We start from the raw sequence: 16,975 nt of genomic DNA, 5'->3' as shown, positions 1-16,975 counted from the left end.
GGCTGCACCGCCTTTGGAGGGGTTGTTTTGGATATCGTGCTCGGGGTTTCGATGGCACCGGCTTCGGTCCAGATGGTTCTGGTCGAAGGCGAGAACGCCGACGGCGTGTTGGTCGAAGAGGACGAGTTCGACGTCACCGCTGCCGATGACTCGGATCCGACCAGTTCGCCGGATCAGGTGATTTCCGCGATCCTGGGTACCCGCGAAGGCGCGGCTGAAGCCGGCTACGAGCTGGCGTCCATCGGGGTGACGTGGACCGACCAGACCGAAGCAGCGGTGCTGCGCGACGCCCTCTCCATGTACAAGCTCGAGAACGTCATGCTGGTGTCGGCGTTCCTGGCCGCCACGGCTTTGGCTCAATCCGTTGGTGGCGCAATGGGTTACGAGCGCACGGCGGTACTTTTCGTGGAGCCCGACACCGCGACACTGGCCGTCGTTGAGACCGCCGACGGATCTATCGTCGACGTCTACAAAGAACACATTGACGCCGAGTCTTACGACGACGCCACCGCTCAGCTCGGTGGAATGGTCTACGCGCTCGAGGAGCTCGACTTCGCTCCCGGCGGACTCTTTCTGCTCGGGACAGGTGTGGATATCGCCGCGATCAAGCCGGCGCTGGAATCGGCCACCTCACTCAATGTGAGTGTGCCCGAAGAGCCGGAGACGGCGTTGGCCCGCGGGGCGGCCCTGGCATCGGCGAACGCCCCGTTGTTCGCTTCGTCGACCGCGGCACTGGCCTACGCGCAGGACCCCGGGACTGGGGTGGTCGACCTATTCGTGCTGCCCGAATACGTTGCCACTCCGCGGCGCACTGTTGACGAGTTCGGCGACGACCTGGCCTACAGCCTGGTGGCGGACGATGACGCCGACGCCCCGACCGTCGTCATCGACACCATCGACGCGTTCACGCCTGGCGAGAACCAACCGCGTCGACGGCCCGTCCTGCTGCTCGGTAGCGGGCTCGCGGTGGTGAGCATCAGCGCGGTGGTGGCGTTGGAAATCGCGCTGGCCATCGGCATCCGCAACACGACGGTGGCGCTTCAGCCCAGCCCGAACCAAAGTCTCATCGTCCCAGCGCAAGAGGCCCCAGCGCCCCCACGGATCGAAGCATCGGCTCCGGCGCCGAAAATCAGCCTGCCGGCACCGGTCGCGGCGCCCAGGCCGTTGATTCCACAGGCCGCCGCGGCACCAATTCCCGCGGCCCCTCCGGTGCCCGCGGCGCCGCCGGTGCCGGTGCCCGTGCCGATTGCGGCCCCGCCGATCGCGCCACTCCCGCTGCTGGCCCCTCGTCTGCCCCTGCTCAACCCGGTGCTGAGCCCGCCAATGCTCGAGGCGCCACCGCTTCTTGCGCCGCAACAACATGTGTGGACCCAACCACCGCCGGTGCGCATGCCGGAGCCGGCATCGCCGCCGGAAGGCGTTGGCTCAGAACCGCATTCACCACCGCACGACTTTCCTCCGGGGCAGGGCCTCACGCCCTACCCGAGCCAGGGTGGTGGACACGGTCCGTTCCCCGGTGCGGGTCCCGGTAGCACGGGCGGCGAGCACTTTCCCGCCCCCGGCGGTCTCGGCGGCGGTGAGCCGGCTGCTCCGCCGTTGTTCGGTGGTGGCCACGGGGGCGGGCCGTTCGGTGGTGGTGGTGAGCCGGCTGCTCCGCCGTTGTTCGGTGGTGGCCATGGGGGCGGGCCGTTCGGTGGTGGTGGTGAGCCGGCTGCTCCGCCTTTGTTCGGCGGCGGCCCATTAGGCGGAGGCGGCTTTGGCGGCGGTCACGGCGAAGGGGGCGGCGGTTTTGGTGGCGGCCACGGCGGTGGTGGTTTTGGTGGCGGCCACGGCGGTGGCCACCACTAGCGCGCGTAGGGTCGATCGTCGGGGAGGGTCACGCAGCTGCGGCGGGTTCGCGTTGCTGTGACGACTAATCAACGCTGATTAGTGCAGGTGTGCTGTCCGCCCGACTGGTGGGCGAGAAAGCGGACGACGGGGGGAGTTTCGCAGTGGAGGGCGTCGTACTTGGCGTCGCGACGGGGCCAACCAAGCTCCGCATGGTGGTAGTCGAAGGTGAGAACGCCGACGGAGTCATCGTCGACCAGGACAACCTCGACATTTCCGGCGACGGGCGGTCGTCTGCCGTGTCCGCCGAGGTCGTCTCGGCCATCCTGGGGACGCGGGAAGGCGCTGTCGAGGGCGGCTACCGGCTGCTATCGAGCGGAGTGAGCTACTCCGATCACAGAGAAGCCGCCCTGCTGCGTGACGCGCTGGCCGCCCACAAGGTCGAGAACGTGATGTTGGTCTCGGCCTTCCTGGCTGCCGCGGCGCTGGCCCAGGCTGTCGGCGATGCGACCAGCTACGCGCGCACCGCGCTTCTATTCGTCGAGCCGTATACCGCCACCTTAGCGGTGGTCAACACCGCTGACGGGTCGATCTCCGAGGTGCGGCGGAGGCTTCTCGACGATGATGAGGACCGGGCGGTGGCCGAACTCGTCGAGCTCGCGTCCAGTGCGGATTCTCTGGAGTCGACTCCGGACGGCATGCTGGTCGTCGGCTCCGGCGTCGATATTCCGCTGATCAAGCCGGCGTTGGAGTCCGCGACTTCGCTTGAGCTGTCAGTGCCTGACGAGCCGGAGATGGCGCTGGCCCAAGGTGCGGCATTGGCGTCAGCGAACGCGCCCCTGTTTGCGTCATCGACCGTCGCGTTGGCTTATGCGCAGGACCCTGGTACCGGTGTAGTGGATCCGCTGCTGTTGGCCGGTTCCGCCTATCTCGCTGAAAATATCAGTGCTGCAAGGTATTTCGATGATGTGGCGAATGGCTCGACGAATGTCGCCTATAGCGCCGTGCCGGACGAAGACGCCGAAGCTCACACCGCAATGGTTTTGCATGAGCGTGCCCAACGGCGCAAGTCTGTCCTGCTGGTCAGCAGTGTGCTGGCGGTGATATTCACCAGTGCGGTTGTGGCCCTTGAGATTGCGCTGGCGATCAGCATTCGCCCGACTGTCGCCCTGCGGCCGAGTCCCAACGAAAACGTCGTCGCCCCAGCGCATCCGGCGTCCGCTCCGCCCCAGGCTTCCGTCCCCGTGCCGAGGGTCGGGACGCCGAGGCCGCTCGCGGCGCCGCATCCGTTGAGCCCCCCGGCCATTGCGCCGGGGCCCGCGCTGGTGCCCGTGCCAGTGATCCCGCCGCCGGTGTTCGTGCCCATTCCCCATGCGCCGATTCCCGGACCTGGAGTGCCCGGTCGTGGCGGTCTCCTGGGACCCTTCGGCCGTGGTCCGTTCGGTGGTGGGCCCTTCGCCGGTGGGCGCGGTCCCTTTGGTGGCGGGCCGTTTCGGCGTGGTCCGTTCGGCGGCGGCGCGTTCGGTGGCGGCCCGTTCGGCGGTGGGCGCGGTCCCTTTGGTGGCAGCCCGTTCGGCGGTGGGCCGTTTGGGCGTGGTCCGTTCGGCGGCGGCCCGTTCGGTGGCGGACACGGACCCTTCGGTGGCGGCCGCTTCGGCGGCGGCCCCTTTGGCGGTGGTCACGGACCCTTCGGCGGCGGTCCCTTTGGCGGTGGTCACGGTGGCTTCGGACACCGCTAGCGGCGACTTCGGGCCCGGGCTCGGCCCGGCGCGCGGGCGTAAAATCGGGCATCGGGGGGAATACAGGGAGTACTCGTAACGTCCGGCCGCCGGCCGGCGTTTTCGGTGTGGATGCTCTCGATATCACTGGCCAGCAAAATTGGGGGAGGGGCTATGGACACCGTACTTGGTGTGTCGATGGCGCCAACGGCCGTCAGAATGGTACTGGTCGAAGGCGAGAATGGCGACGGTGCCACCGTCGACGAAGACAACTTCGATGTTGCCGCAGACGATGACGCAGCAACTCTTTCCGCTGCCGACCAAGTTGTCTCTGCGATCCTCGGAACGCAGGAAGGCGCGGCGCAGGGTGGCTACCAGCTGACCTCGACCGGAGTCACCTGGACAGATCCTGTCGAGGCAGCTGCACTGCGCGATGCGCTGGCCGCCCACAAGGTCGAGAACGTGATGTTGGTCTCGGCCTTCCTGGCTGCGGCCGCGCTGGCCCAGGCGGTCGGCAACGAAACCAACTACGCCCAGACCGCGCTGTTGTTCATCGAGCCCGACACCGCGACCTTGGCGGTCGTCAACACCTCGGACGGGTCGATTGCCGACGTTCACCGGCACGCCCTGCCCCAGGATGACGACGCGGCGGTCGCCGAGCTGGCCACCCTGGTCTCCAGCGCCGAGTCGCTCGAGACCCGCCCCGCCGCCGTGTTCGTCGTCGGCTCCGGCATCGATGTCCCGTTGATCAAGCCGGCGCTGGAGGCGGCGACCACGCTGCCGGTCACCGCCCCCGAGGAGCCGCACACCGCGCTTGCTCGCGGCGCCGCACTGGCGTCGGCGAATGCGCCTCTGTTTGTTTCGTCGACGGCGGCGCAGGCGTATGCCCAAGACCCCGGGACCGGGGCGATCGACCCGCTGGCCATTGCGCCCGGCTACTTCGACGTCCCGGATTCCGGCGACGGCGCCCTGGCCTACAGCGCTGTCCCCGACGACTTTGCCGAGTCGTACACCGGCACGCACACCGCCGCGACCGAACTCATCGCGGGCGACCACCACGACCGCAGGTCGTTCGGGCTGGTCGGCAGCGCGGTGGCGGCCATCTTCATCGTGGGTGTGGCCGCACTGGTGGTCTCGCTCGCCATTGCGATCCGTCCGACCGCCGGGGTGAAGCCCGTTCCGGGCCAAAACGTCGTCGCACCCGCTCAGGGCATACCCGCGCCTGCTGCCGCGCCCCCGGCCCCCGCACCGGCACCCGTCGCGGCACCTGCGCCGATCGCCGCACCGGCACCGGCACCTGCGCCGGTCGCCGCACCGGCCCCAGCGCCCGTCGCCGCGCCAGTGCCCGTTCCCGAGGCTCCCGCACCCATCCCTATACCGGACGCGCCACTACCCGCGGCCCCGGCGCCCCCTCCCGTGGCGCCCATTCCGGTGCCCATTCCGCTCCCGATACCCGGGATCGGTGGCCCGGGTATTCCGTTTGTGCCCGGCGCCCCCGGTCGCGGCGGCTTCCCCGGCGGCCCGGGCGGCGGCTTCCCCGGTGGTCCCGGCCCAGGTGGAGGCGGCTTCCCTGGCGGTGGTCACGGCGGCGGAGGCTTCCCCGGCGGCGGCGGATTCCCCGGCGGCCCCCACGGGGGTGGCGGATTCGGCGGCTTCGGTGGCGGCCACGGCGGCTTCGGGCGTCGGTAGCGGAATTGCGACGCCGGGGTTACCTAGTCACCTGCCGTTTGCCTCTCGCTCAGCGGCACGATGCAATTAGCTCATGAGGGCCACCTACACCGTTAATATGCGATGCACTGTTTTCGGTACCGGCTACCTGGGTGCCACGCACGCAGTCGGTATGGCTGAACTGGGACATGAAGTCATCGGGGTCGACATCGACCCGGGCAAAGTGGCCAAGCTCGCCGCGGGGGACATTCCGTTCTACGAGCCCGGCCTGCGTGAGCTGTTAACCGAGAACTTGGCGTCCGGGCGGCTGCGGTTCACCACCGACTACGAGCTGGCGGCCGAATTTGCCGACGTGCACTTCCTCGGAGTGGGCACGCCACAGAAGAAGGGCGAATACGGCGCCGACCTGTCGCATGTGCACGCGGTCATCGACAACCTCGTGCCCAGACTGACCAGGTCGGCTGTGCTCGTGGGCAAGTCGACGGTCCCGGTGGGCACCGCCGCGGACCTTCAGCAGCGGGCGGCCGCGCTGGCACCCGTTGGCGTCGACGTCGAGATCGCCTGGAACCCAGAGTTCCTGCGCGAGGGCTACGCCGTGCACGACACGTTGCAGCCGGACCGCATTGTGCTTGGCGTACAAGAGGATTCGGAGCGCGCCGAGGCGGTTGTTCGCGAGCTGTACGCGCCACTGCTCGACGCGGGTGCGCCGTTCCTGGTGACCGACCTGCAGACCGCCGAATTGGTCAAGGTCTCGGCCAATGCCTTTCTAGCGACCAAGATTTCGTTCATCAACGCCGTCTCGGAGGTATGCGAGGCGGCCGGCGCCGACGTCACCCTGTTGGCCGACGCACTCGGATACGACTCCCGCATCGGACGCAAATTCCTCAACGCTGGTTTGGGTTTCGGCGGCGGCTGCTTGCCCAAGGACATCCGCGCATTCATGGCCCGCGCCGGCGAGCTGGGCGCCAACCAGGCGCTGACGTTCCTGCGCGAGGTGGACAGCATCAACATGCGCAGGCGCACCAAGATGGTCGAGCTCGCGACAGCCGCGTGCGGCGGCGCGCTGCTCGGCGCCAACATCGCCGTGCTGGGCGCGGCCTTCAAACCCGAATCCGACGACGTCCGCGACTCCCCGGCGCTCAACGTCGCGGGTCAGCTGCAGCTCAACGGCGCCGCGGTCAACGTCTACGACCCGAAAGCCCTGGAAAACGCCCGTCGCCTGTTCCCCACGCTGAATTACGCGGTGTCGGTGACGGAGGCGTGCGACGGGGCTGACGCGGTCCTGGTGCTCACCGAGTGGCCGGAATTTACTCAACTCGATCCGAACGACTTGGCCGACCGGGTACGCGCCCGGGTGGTCGTCGACGGTCGCAACTGCCTCGATGCCGAGCGCTGGAAGCAAGCCGGCTGGCGGGTGTACCGGCTGGGCGCGCGTCGGCCCTAGCACAGGGTCGGTAGCCTGACCTGGTGGATTACCCGGCCGCGTTTCTCGAAGAAAACCGCGCCTTCTCGGAGCTCTTCCACGATGCCGACGGCGCAACGCCGGTGCAGGCGTGTCCCGGCTGGAGCCTCGATCAACTGTTCCGTCACGTCGGCCGCGGCGACCGTTGGGCAGCGCAGATCGTGCGCGATCGACTCGACCACTTCCTCGATGGCCGCAGCGTCGAAGCGGGCAAACCGCCGCCGGACCGGGCCGAGGCGATCACGTGGCTGCACGGTGGCGCTCAACTGCTGATTGAGGCCGTCGAGTCGGCGGGAGGCCAGACGCCGGTCTGGACCTTTCTCGGAACCCGTCCGGCGAACTGGTGGATCCGTCGTCGGCTGCAAGAGACGGCGGTGCACCGGGCCGACGCCGCCATCGCGGTCGGAACCGACTTCGCGCTCGCGCCCGACGTGGCGGCCGACGGCATCACCGAATTCCTCGAACGGATCGTGATCCAGGCCGGAGGGGACGGGGCGGCGCTGCCGCTGGAAGCCGGCACCTCCCTGCACCTGCACGCCACCGATCCTGGGCTCGGTGCAGCCGGCGAGTGGACGATCAACGTCTCCGGCGACGGGATCACCTGGTCACACGAACACGGCAAAGGCAGCGTGGCGCTGCGCGGGGGCGCCACCGAGCTGCTGCTGGCGATGGCGCGGCGCACCACGGTTGCCGACACCGGCATCGAAATCTTCGGCGACCACGCGGTGTGGCAAACCTGGCTGGATCGCACACCGCTCTAGCGCCCAGGCGGTAATTTGCAGACCATGACCACATCGGAGATCGCCACCGTGTTGGCTTGGCACGACGCTCTCAACACCGCCGACTTCGCGACCTTGGCGGCCTTGTCCAGCGACGACATCGAACTGGGTGAGGCGCACGGAGCCGCGCAGGGCCACGAGGCGCTGCGCAGATGGGCCGCCTCTCGCCAGGTGACCACGGAGCTCGGCCGAATGTATGTGCACGACGGGATAGTGGTCGCCGAACAGAAGGCCAGCGCCGCCGATAATCCTGGGGCGGTCACCGACGCCGCGTTGGCGTTTCGGGTGGTCCACGACCGCGTCACTTCGGTGTTCCGGCACGCGAGCCTGGCGGCGGCACTGGAGGCAACCGAACTCACTGAGGCCGACCTCGTCTCGTAGGGGTCGATCGAGGCATTAGGAGCCACGCATGCGCGGAATCATCTTGGCCGGCGGCTCGGGTACCCGGCTGCATCCGATCACCAACGGCATCAGCAAGCAGTTGCTGCCCGTCTACGACAAGCCGATGGTCTACTACCCGCTGACGACGCTGATGATGGCCGGCATCCGCGACATCGCGGTCATCACTACTCCGCACGACGCCGGCGGGTTTCAGCGGCTGCTGGGCGACGGCTCACAATTCGGCATCAACCTGACCTATATCGAACAGGAGCGACCCGACGGCCTGGCACAGGCTTTCGTCCTGGGCGCCAACCACATTGGCAATGACTGCGTCGCTTTGGTGTTGGGGGACAACATCTTCTACGGACCGAGGCTGGGTACCAGCCTCAGTCGATTCCAAACCATAAGCGGTGGAGCAATTTTCGCTTACTGGGTGGCCAACCCGTCGGCCTATGGTGTCGTCGAATTCAGTCCTGACGGCTTGGCGCTGTCGCTGGAGGAGAAGCCGGCCACGCCGAAGTCCAACTACGCGGTGCCTGGCTTGTACTTCTACGACAACGATGTGATCGAGATTGCGAAGGCTTTGCAGCCGTCGGCGCGCGGCGAGTACGAGATCACCGACGTCAACCGGATCTACCTCAACCGTGGGCGGCTGGCGGTCGAGGTGATGGCTCGTGGCACGGCCTGGCTGGACACCGGCACGTTCGACTCGCTGCTCGACGCCAGCGACTTCGTGCGCACCCTGGAACGACGGCAAGGCCTGAAAGTCAGTGTGCCCGAAGAAGTTGCGTGGCGGCAGGGCTGGGTCAGCGACGAGGAGCTGGCGGCCCGTGCCCACACCATGGTCAAGTCTGGCTATGGCGGCTATCTGCTCGAGCTGCTGGAACGGGGCTGACCGCGCTCGGTTTGGCGAGCACCGCGGCGATCGCTGTCGTCAGCGGCACTGACAGCGCGAGGCCGATGCCGCCTACTGCCGACCGCACGATCTCGATGGCCACGCTCTCGCTCATCAACACATCGCCCAGCGAGCGATTGGCTACGCTGAACAGCAACAGCAGCGGCAGCGAGCTGCCGGCGTAGGCCAGCACCAGTGTGTAGACCGTGCTGGCGATGTGATCGCGTCCCACCCGGATGGCGCTGACGAAGATGGACCGTCTCGTGATATCGCCGCCGACATTCGCCAGTTCGAAGACCGTCGACGCCTGCGTGATGGTCACGTCGTTGAGCACACCGAGTGATCCGATGATGAACCCGGCCAGCAGCAGGCCGCTGATCGACACGCTGCCCAGATACACGCTCACGGTGGAGTTCTGTTCGTCGGACAGTCCGGTGAGATGTGTCAATTGGATTGCTGCCCAAGATAATCCGGCAGCCAGCAGCAACGCCGACAAGGTCCCCAACAGCGCGGCGCTGGTCCGCAGGTTGACGCCGTGCGCGAGATAAATCACCGCATACAGGATCGCGGCCGATGCCACCAGCGCCACCGGCACCGCGGGCGCACCATCACGCAGCGCCGGCAGCAAGAACACGACGAGCACCCCGAACGCCACCACGATGCCGACCAGCGCCAGCAACCCACGCCAGCGGGCCACGGCGACGATCACCGCCGCGAACACGATGGCGAGGCCGATCAGCGGCCAGCCGCGTTCGAAGTCGTAGAACGCGTAGCTCGTGCCGCCCTGGGCATCGACCTGGCGCACCACGCGGATGTGATCACCCGCCGCGAACTGGGGCTGGCCGGGGCCGGGGGAGAACTCGAGCAAGGTGTTCGCGCCGGCGTTGGGTCCGGAATCGATGGCGACCAGTGTCTGCACGCATTGTCCCGAGCCTGCGGTGCCCGGCCGCGGCGCGGTGGTGAGCACCTGACTGGCCGAGGGGCTGCCGCAGTCACCTAGCCCGCTGGACACCACATGCCCGCGCTGGGTGCTGACCGCTGCGCCGGCCGCGTTTTGAAACGGCATGGGGATGTCGACGTGCTCGCGGCTCGGCCACAGCAGCGCCGCACCGGCGAGCACGGCCACACCAATCGCGACCAACAGCCCGACGACGATCTTGGCGGGCAGCGGCCCCAGCGGGGACGGGCCGGACGACAAGTTGTGCGAGTGGGAGTGCGTCACCCGCTCCACCGTAGAGGCGGTGGGTGCCTACTTACTGTCGATAGCCCGTCAAGAAGTTGCCCAGCCGGTCGATCGCGGCGGCCAGATCACGCGCCCAGGGCAGCGTCACGATGCGCAGGTGATCGGGCGCCGGCCAGTTGAACCCGGTGCCCTGGGTGACCAGGATCTTCTCCTGGAGCAGCAGATCCAGGACGAGCTGCTCGTCGTCTTCGATGTCGTAGACCTCGGGATCCAGCCGCGGGAACGCGTAGAGCGCACCGTCCGGCTTGACGCAGGAAACGCCCGGAATCTCGTTGAGCTTCGTCCACGCCACGTCGCGCTGCTCGAGCAGTCGGCCTCCGGGAAGTACCAGGTCATCGATGCTCTGGTAGCCGCCCAGGGCGACCTGGATCGCGTGCTGCGCGGGGACGTTGGGGCACAGCCGCATGTTGGCCAGCAGATTGATGCCCTCGATGAAGCTGCTGGCATGGTCCTTGGGACCGGAGATCGCGAGCCAGCCGGCGCGGTAGCCGGCGACGCGGTACGCCTTGGACAGACCGTTGAAGGTCAGGCACAACATGTCTGGTGCCAGGGTCGCCAGGCTGATGTGCTTGGCGTCGCCGTACAGGATCTTGTCGTAGATCTCGTCGGCGAGCAGTAGCAGCTGATGCTTACGCGCCAATTCGACCATCTGCGTGAGGATTTCACGGCTGTAGACGGCGCCGGTGGGGTTGTTCGGGTTGATCACGACCAGCGCCTTGGTGCGTTCGGTGATCTTGGACTCCAGGTCGACGAGATCGGGCTGCCAGCCTTGGGTCTCGTCACACAGGTAGTGCACCGGCGTGCCGCCCGCCAGCGAGGTCGACGCCGTCCACAGTGGATAGTCCGGCGAGGGAATCAACACCTGATCGCCGTTGTCCAGCAGGGCCTGCAGCGTCATCGTGATCAGCTCGGAGACCCCGTTGCCCAGGTATACGTCGTCCACGTCGAACCGCGGGAAACCCTCGACCAGCTCGTAGCGGGTGACCACCGCACGCCGGGCCGGCAGGATGCCTTGCGAGTCCGAGTAGCCCTGTGCGTACGGCAGCGCCTGGATCATGTCGCGCATGATGACGTCGGGTGCCTCGAAGCCGAATGGCGCCGGGTTGCCGATATTGAGCTTGAGGATCCGATGCCCTTCGGCCTCCAACCGGGCCGCGTGGGCGTGCACCGGCCCCCGGATTTCGTACAGAACGTCCTGAAGCTTGGACGACTGCGCGAAGGCCCGCTGCCGGTGATGACCGGAGACATGTGCAGGCACCTGGTGAGTAGTCACGCCACCTATGGTGCCATCACTGTCCACCGAAATTTGCTGACAGAGTTCAATCTGTGATCAACGCTTGCCCGGTGGACGCGCACCACGCGCAATGCCCAGCCCCTTAACGGGTGCTGGTGGCGGCGAACCGTTGCCGTCGGTTTGCTCTTTCGGTCCCGGTCCCGGTCCCGGTTCCGGCTCGGGTTCCGACTTCGCTACGGGTTGGTCCTCAGCTGTGGCCGCCGGGGCCGGGGTCTTTGCTGCGGGCGCCACGGGGGCGGATTTCTTGGCGCCGGGGCGCTTGGCTCCCGGGGCGAGGCCCAGCCCCTTCACCGGGGCCGCGGGAGCCTTGGCCTCGGGCGCTTCCGCGGCCGGTGCCTCAGTCTCGGCTTCCTCGGCCTTGGCCGCCGGAGCCTCGGTGTCGGCAGCGGGCGCCTCGGCCTTGGCCGCGGGTGCGGGTGCGGGTGCGGAGGCAACCTTCTTCGCGCCGGGTCGCTTGGCCCCAGCCGCCAGACCCAGCCCCTTCACCGGAGCGGCCGGCGCCTTGGCCTCGGGCGCTTCCGAAGCTTCCGCTTCCGGTGTGGCGGGTGCATCGGCGGCCTTGACTGCCGGTGCGGCTTTCTTCGCGCCGGGCCGCTTGGCGCCCCCGGCGATGCCCAGCCCCTTCACCGGTGCCGCGGGTGCCTCGGCTTCCGCTGTTGCGTCGGCTGCTTCGGCTTTGGCCGCGGGTTCGGCCGCTGCCTTCTTGGCGCCCGGCTTCTTTGCGCCGCCGGCGATGCCCAGGCCCTTAACGAGGGCTGCGGGCGCGGGGGCGGTCGTCGCCTCGGCGGTCGTCGCCGGAGCTTCGTCGGGTGCCTCCTCGGGCGCTTCCGCCGGCGCGCTCACGGCGGCCTTGGGCTTGGCTTCTTCTGCTGCTTCGACTTTGGCGGCCCGCTCGTCGGCCCTTTCGGAGGCCTCTTTGGCGGCCGTGCCCTTCTCCGGCAGCGTCGCCTTGTCGTAATCGAGGGACGCGAGCAGCACCTGGGCCACATCGAGTACCTCGACGCCGCTGCGGCCGGCCTCTTCCTGCCGGTCGTTGACGCCGTCGGTGACCATAACCCGGCAGAACGGGCACCCGGTGGCGATCGTCCCGGCGCCAGTGGCCAGCGCCTCGTCGACGCGCTCGTGGTTGATCCGCTTGCCGATGTGCTCTTCCATCCACATCCGTGCACCGCCGGCGCCGCAGCAGAAGCTGCGTTCGGCGTGCCGCGGCATCTCGGTGAACTTCGCGCCCGAGGCGCCGATCAGCTCACGCGGTGCCTCGTACACCTTGTTGTGGCGCCCCAGGTAGCAGGGGTCGTGGTAGGTGATGTCCTGGGAAACCGACGTCACCGGGACCAGCTTCTTGTCACGCACCAGCCGGTTGAGCAGCTGGGTGTGGTGCAGCACCGAATAGTTGGCGCCCAGTTGCCGGTATTCCTTGCCCAGCGTGTTGAAGCAGTGTGGGCAGCTGACGACGATCTTGCGGTCCACCGTCTCGACGCCCTCGAACAGCCCGTCGAGCGTTTCGACGGCCTGGGCGGCCAGTTGCTGGAACAGGAACTCGTTGCCGGAGCGGCGCGCCGAGTCGCCGTTGCAGGATTCGCCGGTGCCCAGCACCAGGTACTTCACCCCGGCGACCGCGAGCAGTTCGGCGACGGCCTTGGTGGTCTTCTTGGCCTTGTCGTCGTAGGCGCCCGCGCAGCCCACCCAGAACAGGTACTCGAAGCCGTCGAAGCTGTCGACGTCCTCGCCGTAGACCGGGACGTCGAAGTCGACCTCGGAGATCCAGTTGGTCCGGTCGGAGGCGTTCTGCCCCCACGGGTTGCCCTTGGTTTCCAGGTTCTTGAACAGCGTGGACAGTTCGGTCGGGAACTCCGACTCCATCATCACCTGGTAGCGGCGCATGTCGATGATGTGGTCGATGTGCTCGATGTCCACCGGGCACTGCTCGACGCAGGCCCCGCAGCTCACGCAGGACCACAGCACGTCGGGGTCGATGACACCGCCCTGCTCGGCGGTGCCCACCAGCGGGCGCGCGGCCTGCTCGGGGCCGTGCCCGGGCACCCGTCCGAAGCCGGATTCCGGCACGTGGTGGCCCTCTTCATGGACCGTCTCGAGGTCGAGACCCTCCAGCGGCTCTGCCTTCTTCTCGCCGAGGAGGTATGGCGCCTTGGCCATCCAGTGGTCGCGCAGGTCCATGATGACGAGCTTGGGCGACAACGGCTTACCGGTGTTCCAGGCCGGGCATTGCGACTGGCAGCGCCCGCACTCGGTACAGGTAGCGAAGTCGAGCATGCCCTTCCAGGTGAAGTCCTCGATCTTGCCGCGGCCGAAAACGGCGTCCTCGGCGGGATCTTCGAAATCGATTGGCTTGCCCTCGAACTCGAGCGGCAGCAGCGGGCCCAAGCCGTCGGGCAGTCGCTTGAACGTGACGTTGATGGGCGCGAGGAAGATGTGCAGGTGCTTGGAGTGCAGCACGATCAGCAGGAAGATCAACGCCACAGCGATGTGGGCCAGCAGCGCGACCGTCTCGATCCACTCGTTGGCGGTGACACCCAGCGGGTGCATGAGCGCGCCCATGGCGTGGGAGAAGAAAGCGCCCTCGCCGTAGGGGAGGGTTCCGGTGTTCGCCGAGGCGCCGCGGAAGATCGCGAAGCTGACGATGACCAGGGAGATCATGAACAGGATCAGCCAGGCGCCGCCGGTGTGTGAGCCGTAAAACCGGGATTGGCGGCCGTATTCCTTTGGCTCGCTGCGCAACCGGATGATCGCGAAGGTGATGATGCCGGCTAACACGGCCAGGGCGATGAAGTCCTGCAGAAAGCCCAGCGCGTTCCACCGGCCGACGATCGGGATGTGGAAGTTGGGCTGGAACAGGGTGCCGTAGGCCTCGATGTAGACCGTGATGAGGATGAAGAAGCCCCACATGGTGAAGAAGTGCGCCAGCCCGGGGATGGACCACTTCAGCAGCTTGCGCTGGCCGAACACCTCGGCGATCTGCGTCCAGACCCGGGTGCCCACGTGGTCGGTGCGCCCGGTCGCCGGCTGGCCCGCCATGATCAGCTTGAACAGCCACAGGACCCGTCGTGCCGCGAACAGCGCCACTATCGCCGTCCCACTCAGGCCCAGCGTCAACCTGATGATCGTCTGCGTGGTCACAGAAGGTCACTCCAATGCATCGTCAACCAACGAAAATCCGTTCGACAGCCCTGGCTCATATTGACATCTGCACGCCTTCCGACGCGAGAAAGGCTGCCCTAACCTGCGGCTGGGGCCTGCGGGTTCAGCATGGCACGCAGCATCGACAACATCTCGGAACGAGACCCGGCGCCCAGGCGGCGGCGGATGCGAGCGACGTGGTGCTCGACCGTCTTTGCCGAGATGAACAATTGCGCGCCGATGTCGCGATAGGGCATGCCGAGCAGCAGCAACTCGGCGACGTCTCGTTCGCGGTCGGACAGTGGCGAGCCCATCGACGGGTGGGTCGACTGTTGCGGCTGCGCGGTTGCCGCGGCACCACGGTCGCCGTGGGACATATCACTTGTCATCTCGGACACGTCGGTGGAGCTGGCGCCCAACTTGAGGTCCCGGGCCAGTTGCAGCATGGCGCCCGACACCCGGCCGTCGGAGGTCTGCAGCGCCGCCTGTCCGGCCAGTCGGGTGGCGTCCGACGTCAGCCCGACCTGCGACAGCGACCGGGCCGCGGCGGTCACCTCGTCGGCGTCGACCTGGTCGCCCAGCACCCGCAGCCATGTCCGGCCCGCCGCGGACAGGGCCCGCGCCAGCGTGCTGTCGCCCGCCGCTGCCGCGAGCGCCTGCCCGTGGGGCGCGACCGATTCCGGCGAACCGGCAAGGATGCCGGCGTGCACCCCGGACCAGTGCAGCGCTGTCGACCACAACACCGGGTTGCCCAGCGACGCCAGCACAGTGAAAGCCTGATCGAGACTGTGCCGCAACTGGTCGACCTGTCGCATCCGGGCGGCCGCCACCCACAGCTCGCCCAACGGCAGCAGCGCGAACAGGTCGATGGAGTACTCCGCGAGCACTTCCATAGCCGCATACCAATGCTTGTGCAGCGCTCCGGTATCGCCGCTGCGGCGTGCGATCGCGGTCCGCAGTGCCGCCGCCCACAACGCGTCGCGCGGGTGTAACTCGGCGGTGCCGACCGCCGCGGCGTCCGCACCTGCCGACGGCAATTGCCCGTCTTGCATCTTGATCCAGCCGGACAACAGAGCGTGCCGACTGTCGAACAGCACGGCGCCGCCGGCGCGCATGGCGCGGCCGATCACGCTGCGCGCCCGAACCGGATCGCCGCCGTGGATCGCGGCCAAGGTGACCAGCGCGGCCGGACTGTCGGGAAGGACCTCGACGGGGGTGTTCTCGGCGGCGATGGCCTGGCCGAGCTTTGCCATCGCCGCTGGATACGGGTGATCCATCGTCAGGAGCAACCCGTCGGCCAGGCTGCGGGAGGTGCGCGCCGCCACGGTCGGCGGACCGGCGTTCGCGAGGCCCAGCGCGCCGCGCGCTGCGGCCAGATCGGCGACGGCGGCGAACGTGATCGCTGCGGCCGCGCCGACGACCGTGTCCGGATGCGGGCCCAGCCAGCTGAATAACTCCGCCGCCTGAAGTGCGTTGCCGTCGTGGGCGGCGACGCTGGCCGCGATGCGCACGGCAGCCGCTCGTTCGGCGGAATCCGCGGAAGTCAGCAGGTCGTCGGCCAATGCCGCCGCGGCCGCACATTCTCCGGCGAGGGCGAGGCCGTCGGCCAGCCGCGCGGTCAGGCCGTCGGCGCCGGCGTCGACCGCGGCCCGATACAGTCGTGCGGCCCGGGCCGAGTCGCCGCGCGCCTTCGCGGCCTGCTCGGCGAGGATGCCGGCCAGCAGGCGGTCGCGCAGGCCGTGTTCGGCCAGCCGCAACGCGAGATCGGGCGACATCGCCGAGATGTCGAGTTGTGAACGTACGAGCGAGGTTTCAACCTCGTGGTGGTGCGCATTGCCGACGATCTGGGCAACCGCGTCGTGCAGCAGCCGCAGGAATCCCGCGCTGTGCGCCGGCTCGGCGAGGCCGCCGGCGCGGACTCGATCGACCAGCCGGCGTGCCTGCGTCGCCGAGACCCCTAGGGCCGCCGCGACGTCGGCCGGACCCAGCTCGTGGGTCAGCGACATGACCAGGAGGGTGTCGATGGTGAGTTCGTCGATCCGTCGCAGCCGTTCGATCAACGCGAACTTCGCGGCCTGCGCCGCGGACTTCGCGGTGTCGGCCGTTGCGCGCACCAGAAACGGGATACCGGCGGTGCAGTCCAGCAGGTGCTCCGCGACGTGCAGCGGCCCGAGTGAGACGCGCGGGTGATGTCGCTCGATGGCGATGGTCAGGTCGCGCAGTTGTTCCTGGGGTTCGGCGGCCACGACGATGGTCGCGACCGGGTCCGCGACCCGCTCGGTGAGGGCGCGCAGTTCGGGATCACCGAGCAAGTGAGCGTCGTCGATGACCCATGCCGCGTCGGGGGGATCGCCGGCGCGGGGCGGGTGTGCCAGCACCGTGAGCCCGGCATCGCGCAGGGCGCTGCGGACGGCGGCCGCGACGGTGCTCTTGCCGGCGCCGATACCCCCGCTGATCAGCAGCTTTGCCGGGGTGGTCGCGGCGTTGGCGAGGGCGGCGACGGCTTCGCGCTCGGCCGGTAGCGCCTGGGACCCCACTGCCTGGTTGGCCATCCCCGTAACCCTACCTTT

General features: G+C 68.2%; 11 protein-coding genes. 7 read left to right on the top strand and 4 right to left on the bottom strand.

Going from position 1 to position 16,975, the window contains the following annotated elements; translation table 11 throughout:
* Positions 1 to 27 precede the first annotated feature (27 nt).
* From MNAB215_RS30145 to rfbA, 7 genes are all read left to right on the top strand, one after another.
* Positions 28 to 1,848, top strand: coding sequence for a DUF7159 family protein (locus MNAB215_RS30145; protein ID WP_165691528.1), 1,821 nt, complete (start codon positions 28 to 30; stop codon positions 1,846 to 1,848).
* 143 nt (positions 1,849 to 1,991) lie between these two features.
* Positions 1,992 to 3,566 carry a DUF7159 family protein gene (locus tag MNAB215_RS05950; RefSeq protein WP_083746059.1) on the top strand — a complete coding sequence of 525 codons (1,575 nt, stop codon included), beginning with the start codon at positions 1,992 to 1,994 and terminating at the stop codon, positions 3,564 to 3,566.
* A gap of 153 nt (positions 3,567 to 3,719) precedes the next feature.
* A complete protein-coding gene (locus MNAB215_RS05945) occupies positions 3,720 to 5,234 on the top strand; it encodes a DUF7159 family protein (RefSeq protein WP_077077877.1) in 1,515 nt (504 codons plus the stop codon).
* A 97-nt stretch (positions 5,235 to 5,331) separates the two neighbouring features.
* Positions 5,332 to 6,657 carry a UDP-glucose dehydrogenase family protein gene (locus tag MNAB215_RS05940; RefSeq protein WP_077077876.1) on the top strand — a complete coding sequence of 442 codons (1,326 nt, stop codon included), beginning with the start codon at positions 5,332 to 5,334 and terminating at the stop codon, positions 6,655 to 6,657.
* Positions 6,658 to 6,680: 23 nt separating this feature from the next.
* Positions 6,681 to 7,436, top strand: a complete 756-nt coding sequence (locus MNAB215_RS05935) for a maleylpyruvate isomerase family mycothiol-dependent enzyme (protein ID WP_077077875.1) — start codon at positions 6,681 to 6,683, stop codon at positions 7,434 to 7,436.
* 24 nt (positions 7,437 to 7,460) lie between these two features.
* On the top strand, positions 7,461 to 7,835 hold the full coding sequence (locus MNAB215_RS05930) for a nuclear transport factor 2 family protein (protein WP_077077874.1): 375 nt from the start codon (positions 7,461 to 7,463) through the stop codon (positions 7,833 to 7,835).
* 28 nt (positions 7,836 to 7,863) lie between these two features.
* A complete protein-coding gene (gene rfbA / locus MNAB215_RS05925) occupies positions 7,864 to 8,730 on the top strand; it encodes a glucose-1-phosphate thymidylyltransferase RfbA (RefSeq protein WP_077077873.1) in 867 nt (288 codons plus the stop codon).
* Here the strand turns inward: rfbA and MNAB215_RS05920 are convergent.
* From MNAB215_RS05920 to iniR, 4 genes are all read right to left on the bottom strand, one after another.
* Positions 8,681 to 9,952 (bottom strand): YibE/F family protein, encoded by a 1,272-nt coding sequence (locus MNAB215_RS05920; protein WP_077078456.1) that lies wholly within the window; start codon positions 9,950 to 9,952, stop codon positions 8,681 to 8,683. The genes rfbA and MNAB215_RS05920 overlap by 50 nt on opposite strands.
* Before the next feature lie 31 nt (positions 9,953 to 9,983).
* The gene (locus MNAB215_RS05915) at positions 9,984 to 11,273 is read right to left on the bottom strand and encodes a pyridoxal phosphate-dependent aminotransferase (RefSeq protein WP_077077872.1); all 1,290 of its coding nucleotides are present in this window, start codon (positions 11,271 to 11,273) and stop codon (positions 9,984 to 9,986) included.
* A 30-nt stretch (positions 11,274 to 11,303) separates the two neighbouring features.
* Positions 11,304 to 14,405 (bottom strand): (Fe-S)-binding protein, encoded by a 3,102-nt coding sequence (locus tag MNAB215_RS05910; RefSeq protein ID WP_077077871.1) that lies wholly within the window; start codon positions 14,403 to 14,405, stop codon positions 11,304 to 11,306.
* 98 nt (positions 14,406 to 14,503) lie between these two features.
* Positions 14,504 to 16,957 carry an isoniazid response ATPase/transcriptional regulator IniR gene (gene iniR, locus MNAB215_RS05905; RefSeq protein ID WP_077077870.1) on the bottom strand — a complete coding sequence of 818 codons (2,454 nt, stop codon included), beginning with the start codon at positions 16,955 to 16,957 and terminating at the stop codon, positions 14,504 to 14,506.
* Between the last annotated feature and the right edge of the window lie 18 nt (positions 16,958 to 16,975).

The organism is Mycobacterium numidiamassiliense (assembly GCF_900157365.1).
Classification (GTDB): Bacteria; Actinomycetota; Actinomycetes; order Mycobacteriales; family Mycobacteriaceae; genus Mycobacterium; species Mycobacterium numidiamassiliense.
Note: the sequence above shows the minus strand (reverse complement) of the source record. Positions and strands in the feature narration are given on the sequence as shown.

Excerpts from the sequence above, each read along its gene's own strand:
- MNAB215_RS05945 (WP_077077877.1), top strand. The coding sequence starts at position 3,720 with ATGGACACCGTACTTGGTGTGTCGATGGCGCCAACGGCCGTCAGAATG.
- MNAB215_RS05940 (WP_077077876.1), top strand. The coding sequence starts at position 5,332 with ATGCGATGCACTGTTTTCGGTACCGGCTACCTGGGTGCCACGCACGCA.
- MNAB215_RS05930 (WP_077077874.1), top strand. The coding sequence starts at position 7,461 with ATGACCACATCGGAGATCGCCACCGTGTTGGCTTGGCACGACGCTCTC.
- rfbA (WP_077077873.1), top strand. The coding sequence starts at position 7,864 with ATGCGCGGAATCATCTTGGCCGGCGGCTCGGGTACCCGGCTGCATCCG.
- iniR (WP_077077870.1), bottom strand. The coding sequence starts at position 16,957 with ATGGCCAACCAGGCAGTGGGGTCCCAGGCGCTACCGGCCGAGCGCGAA.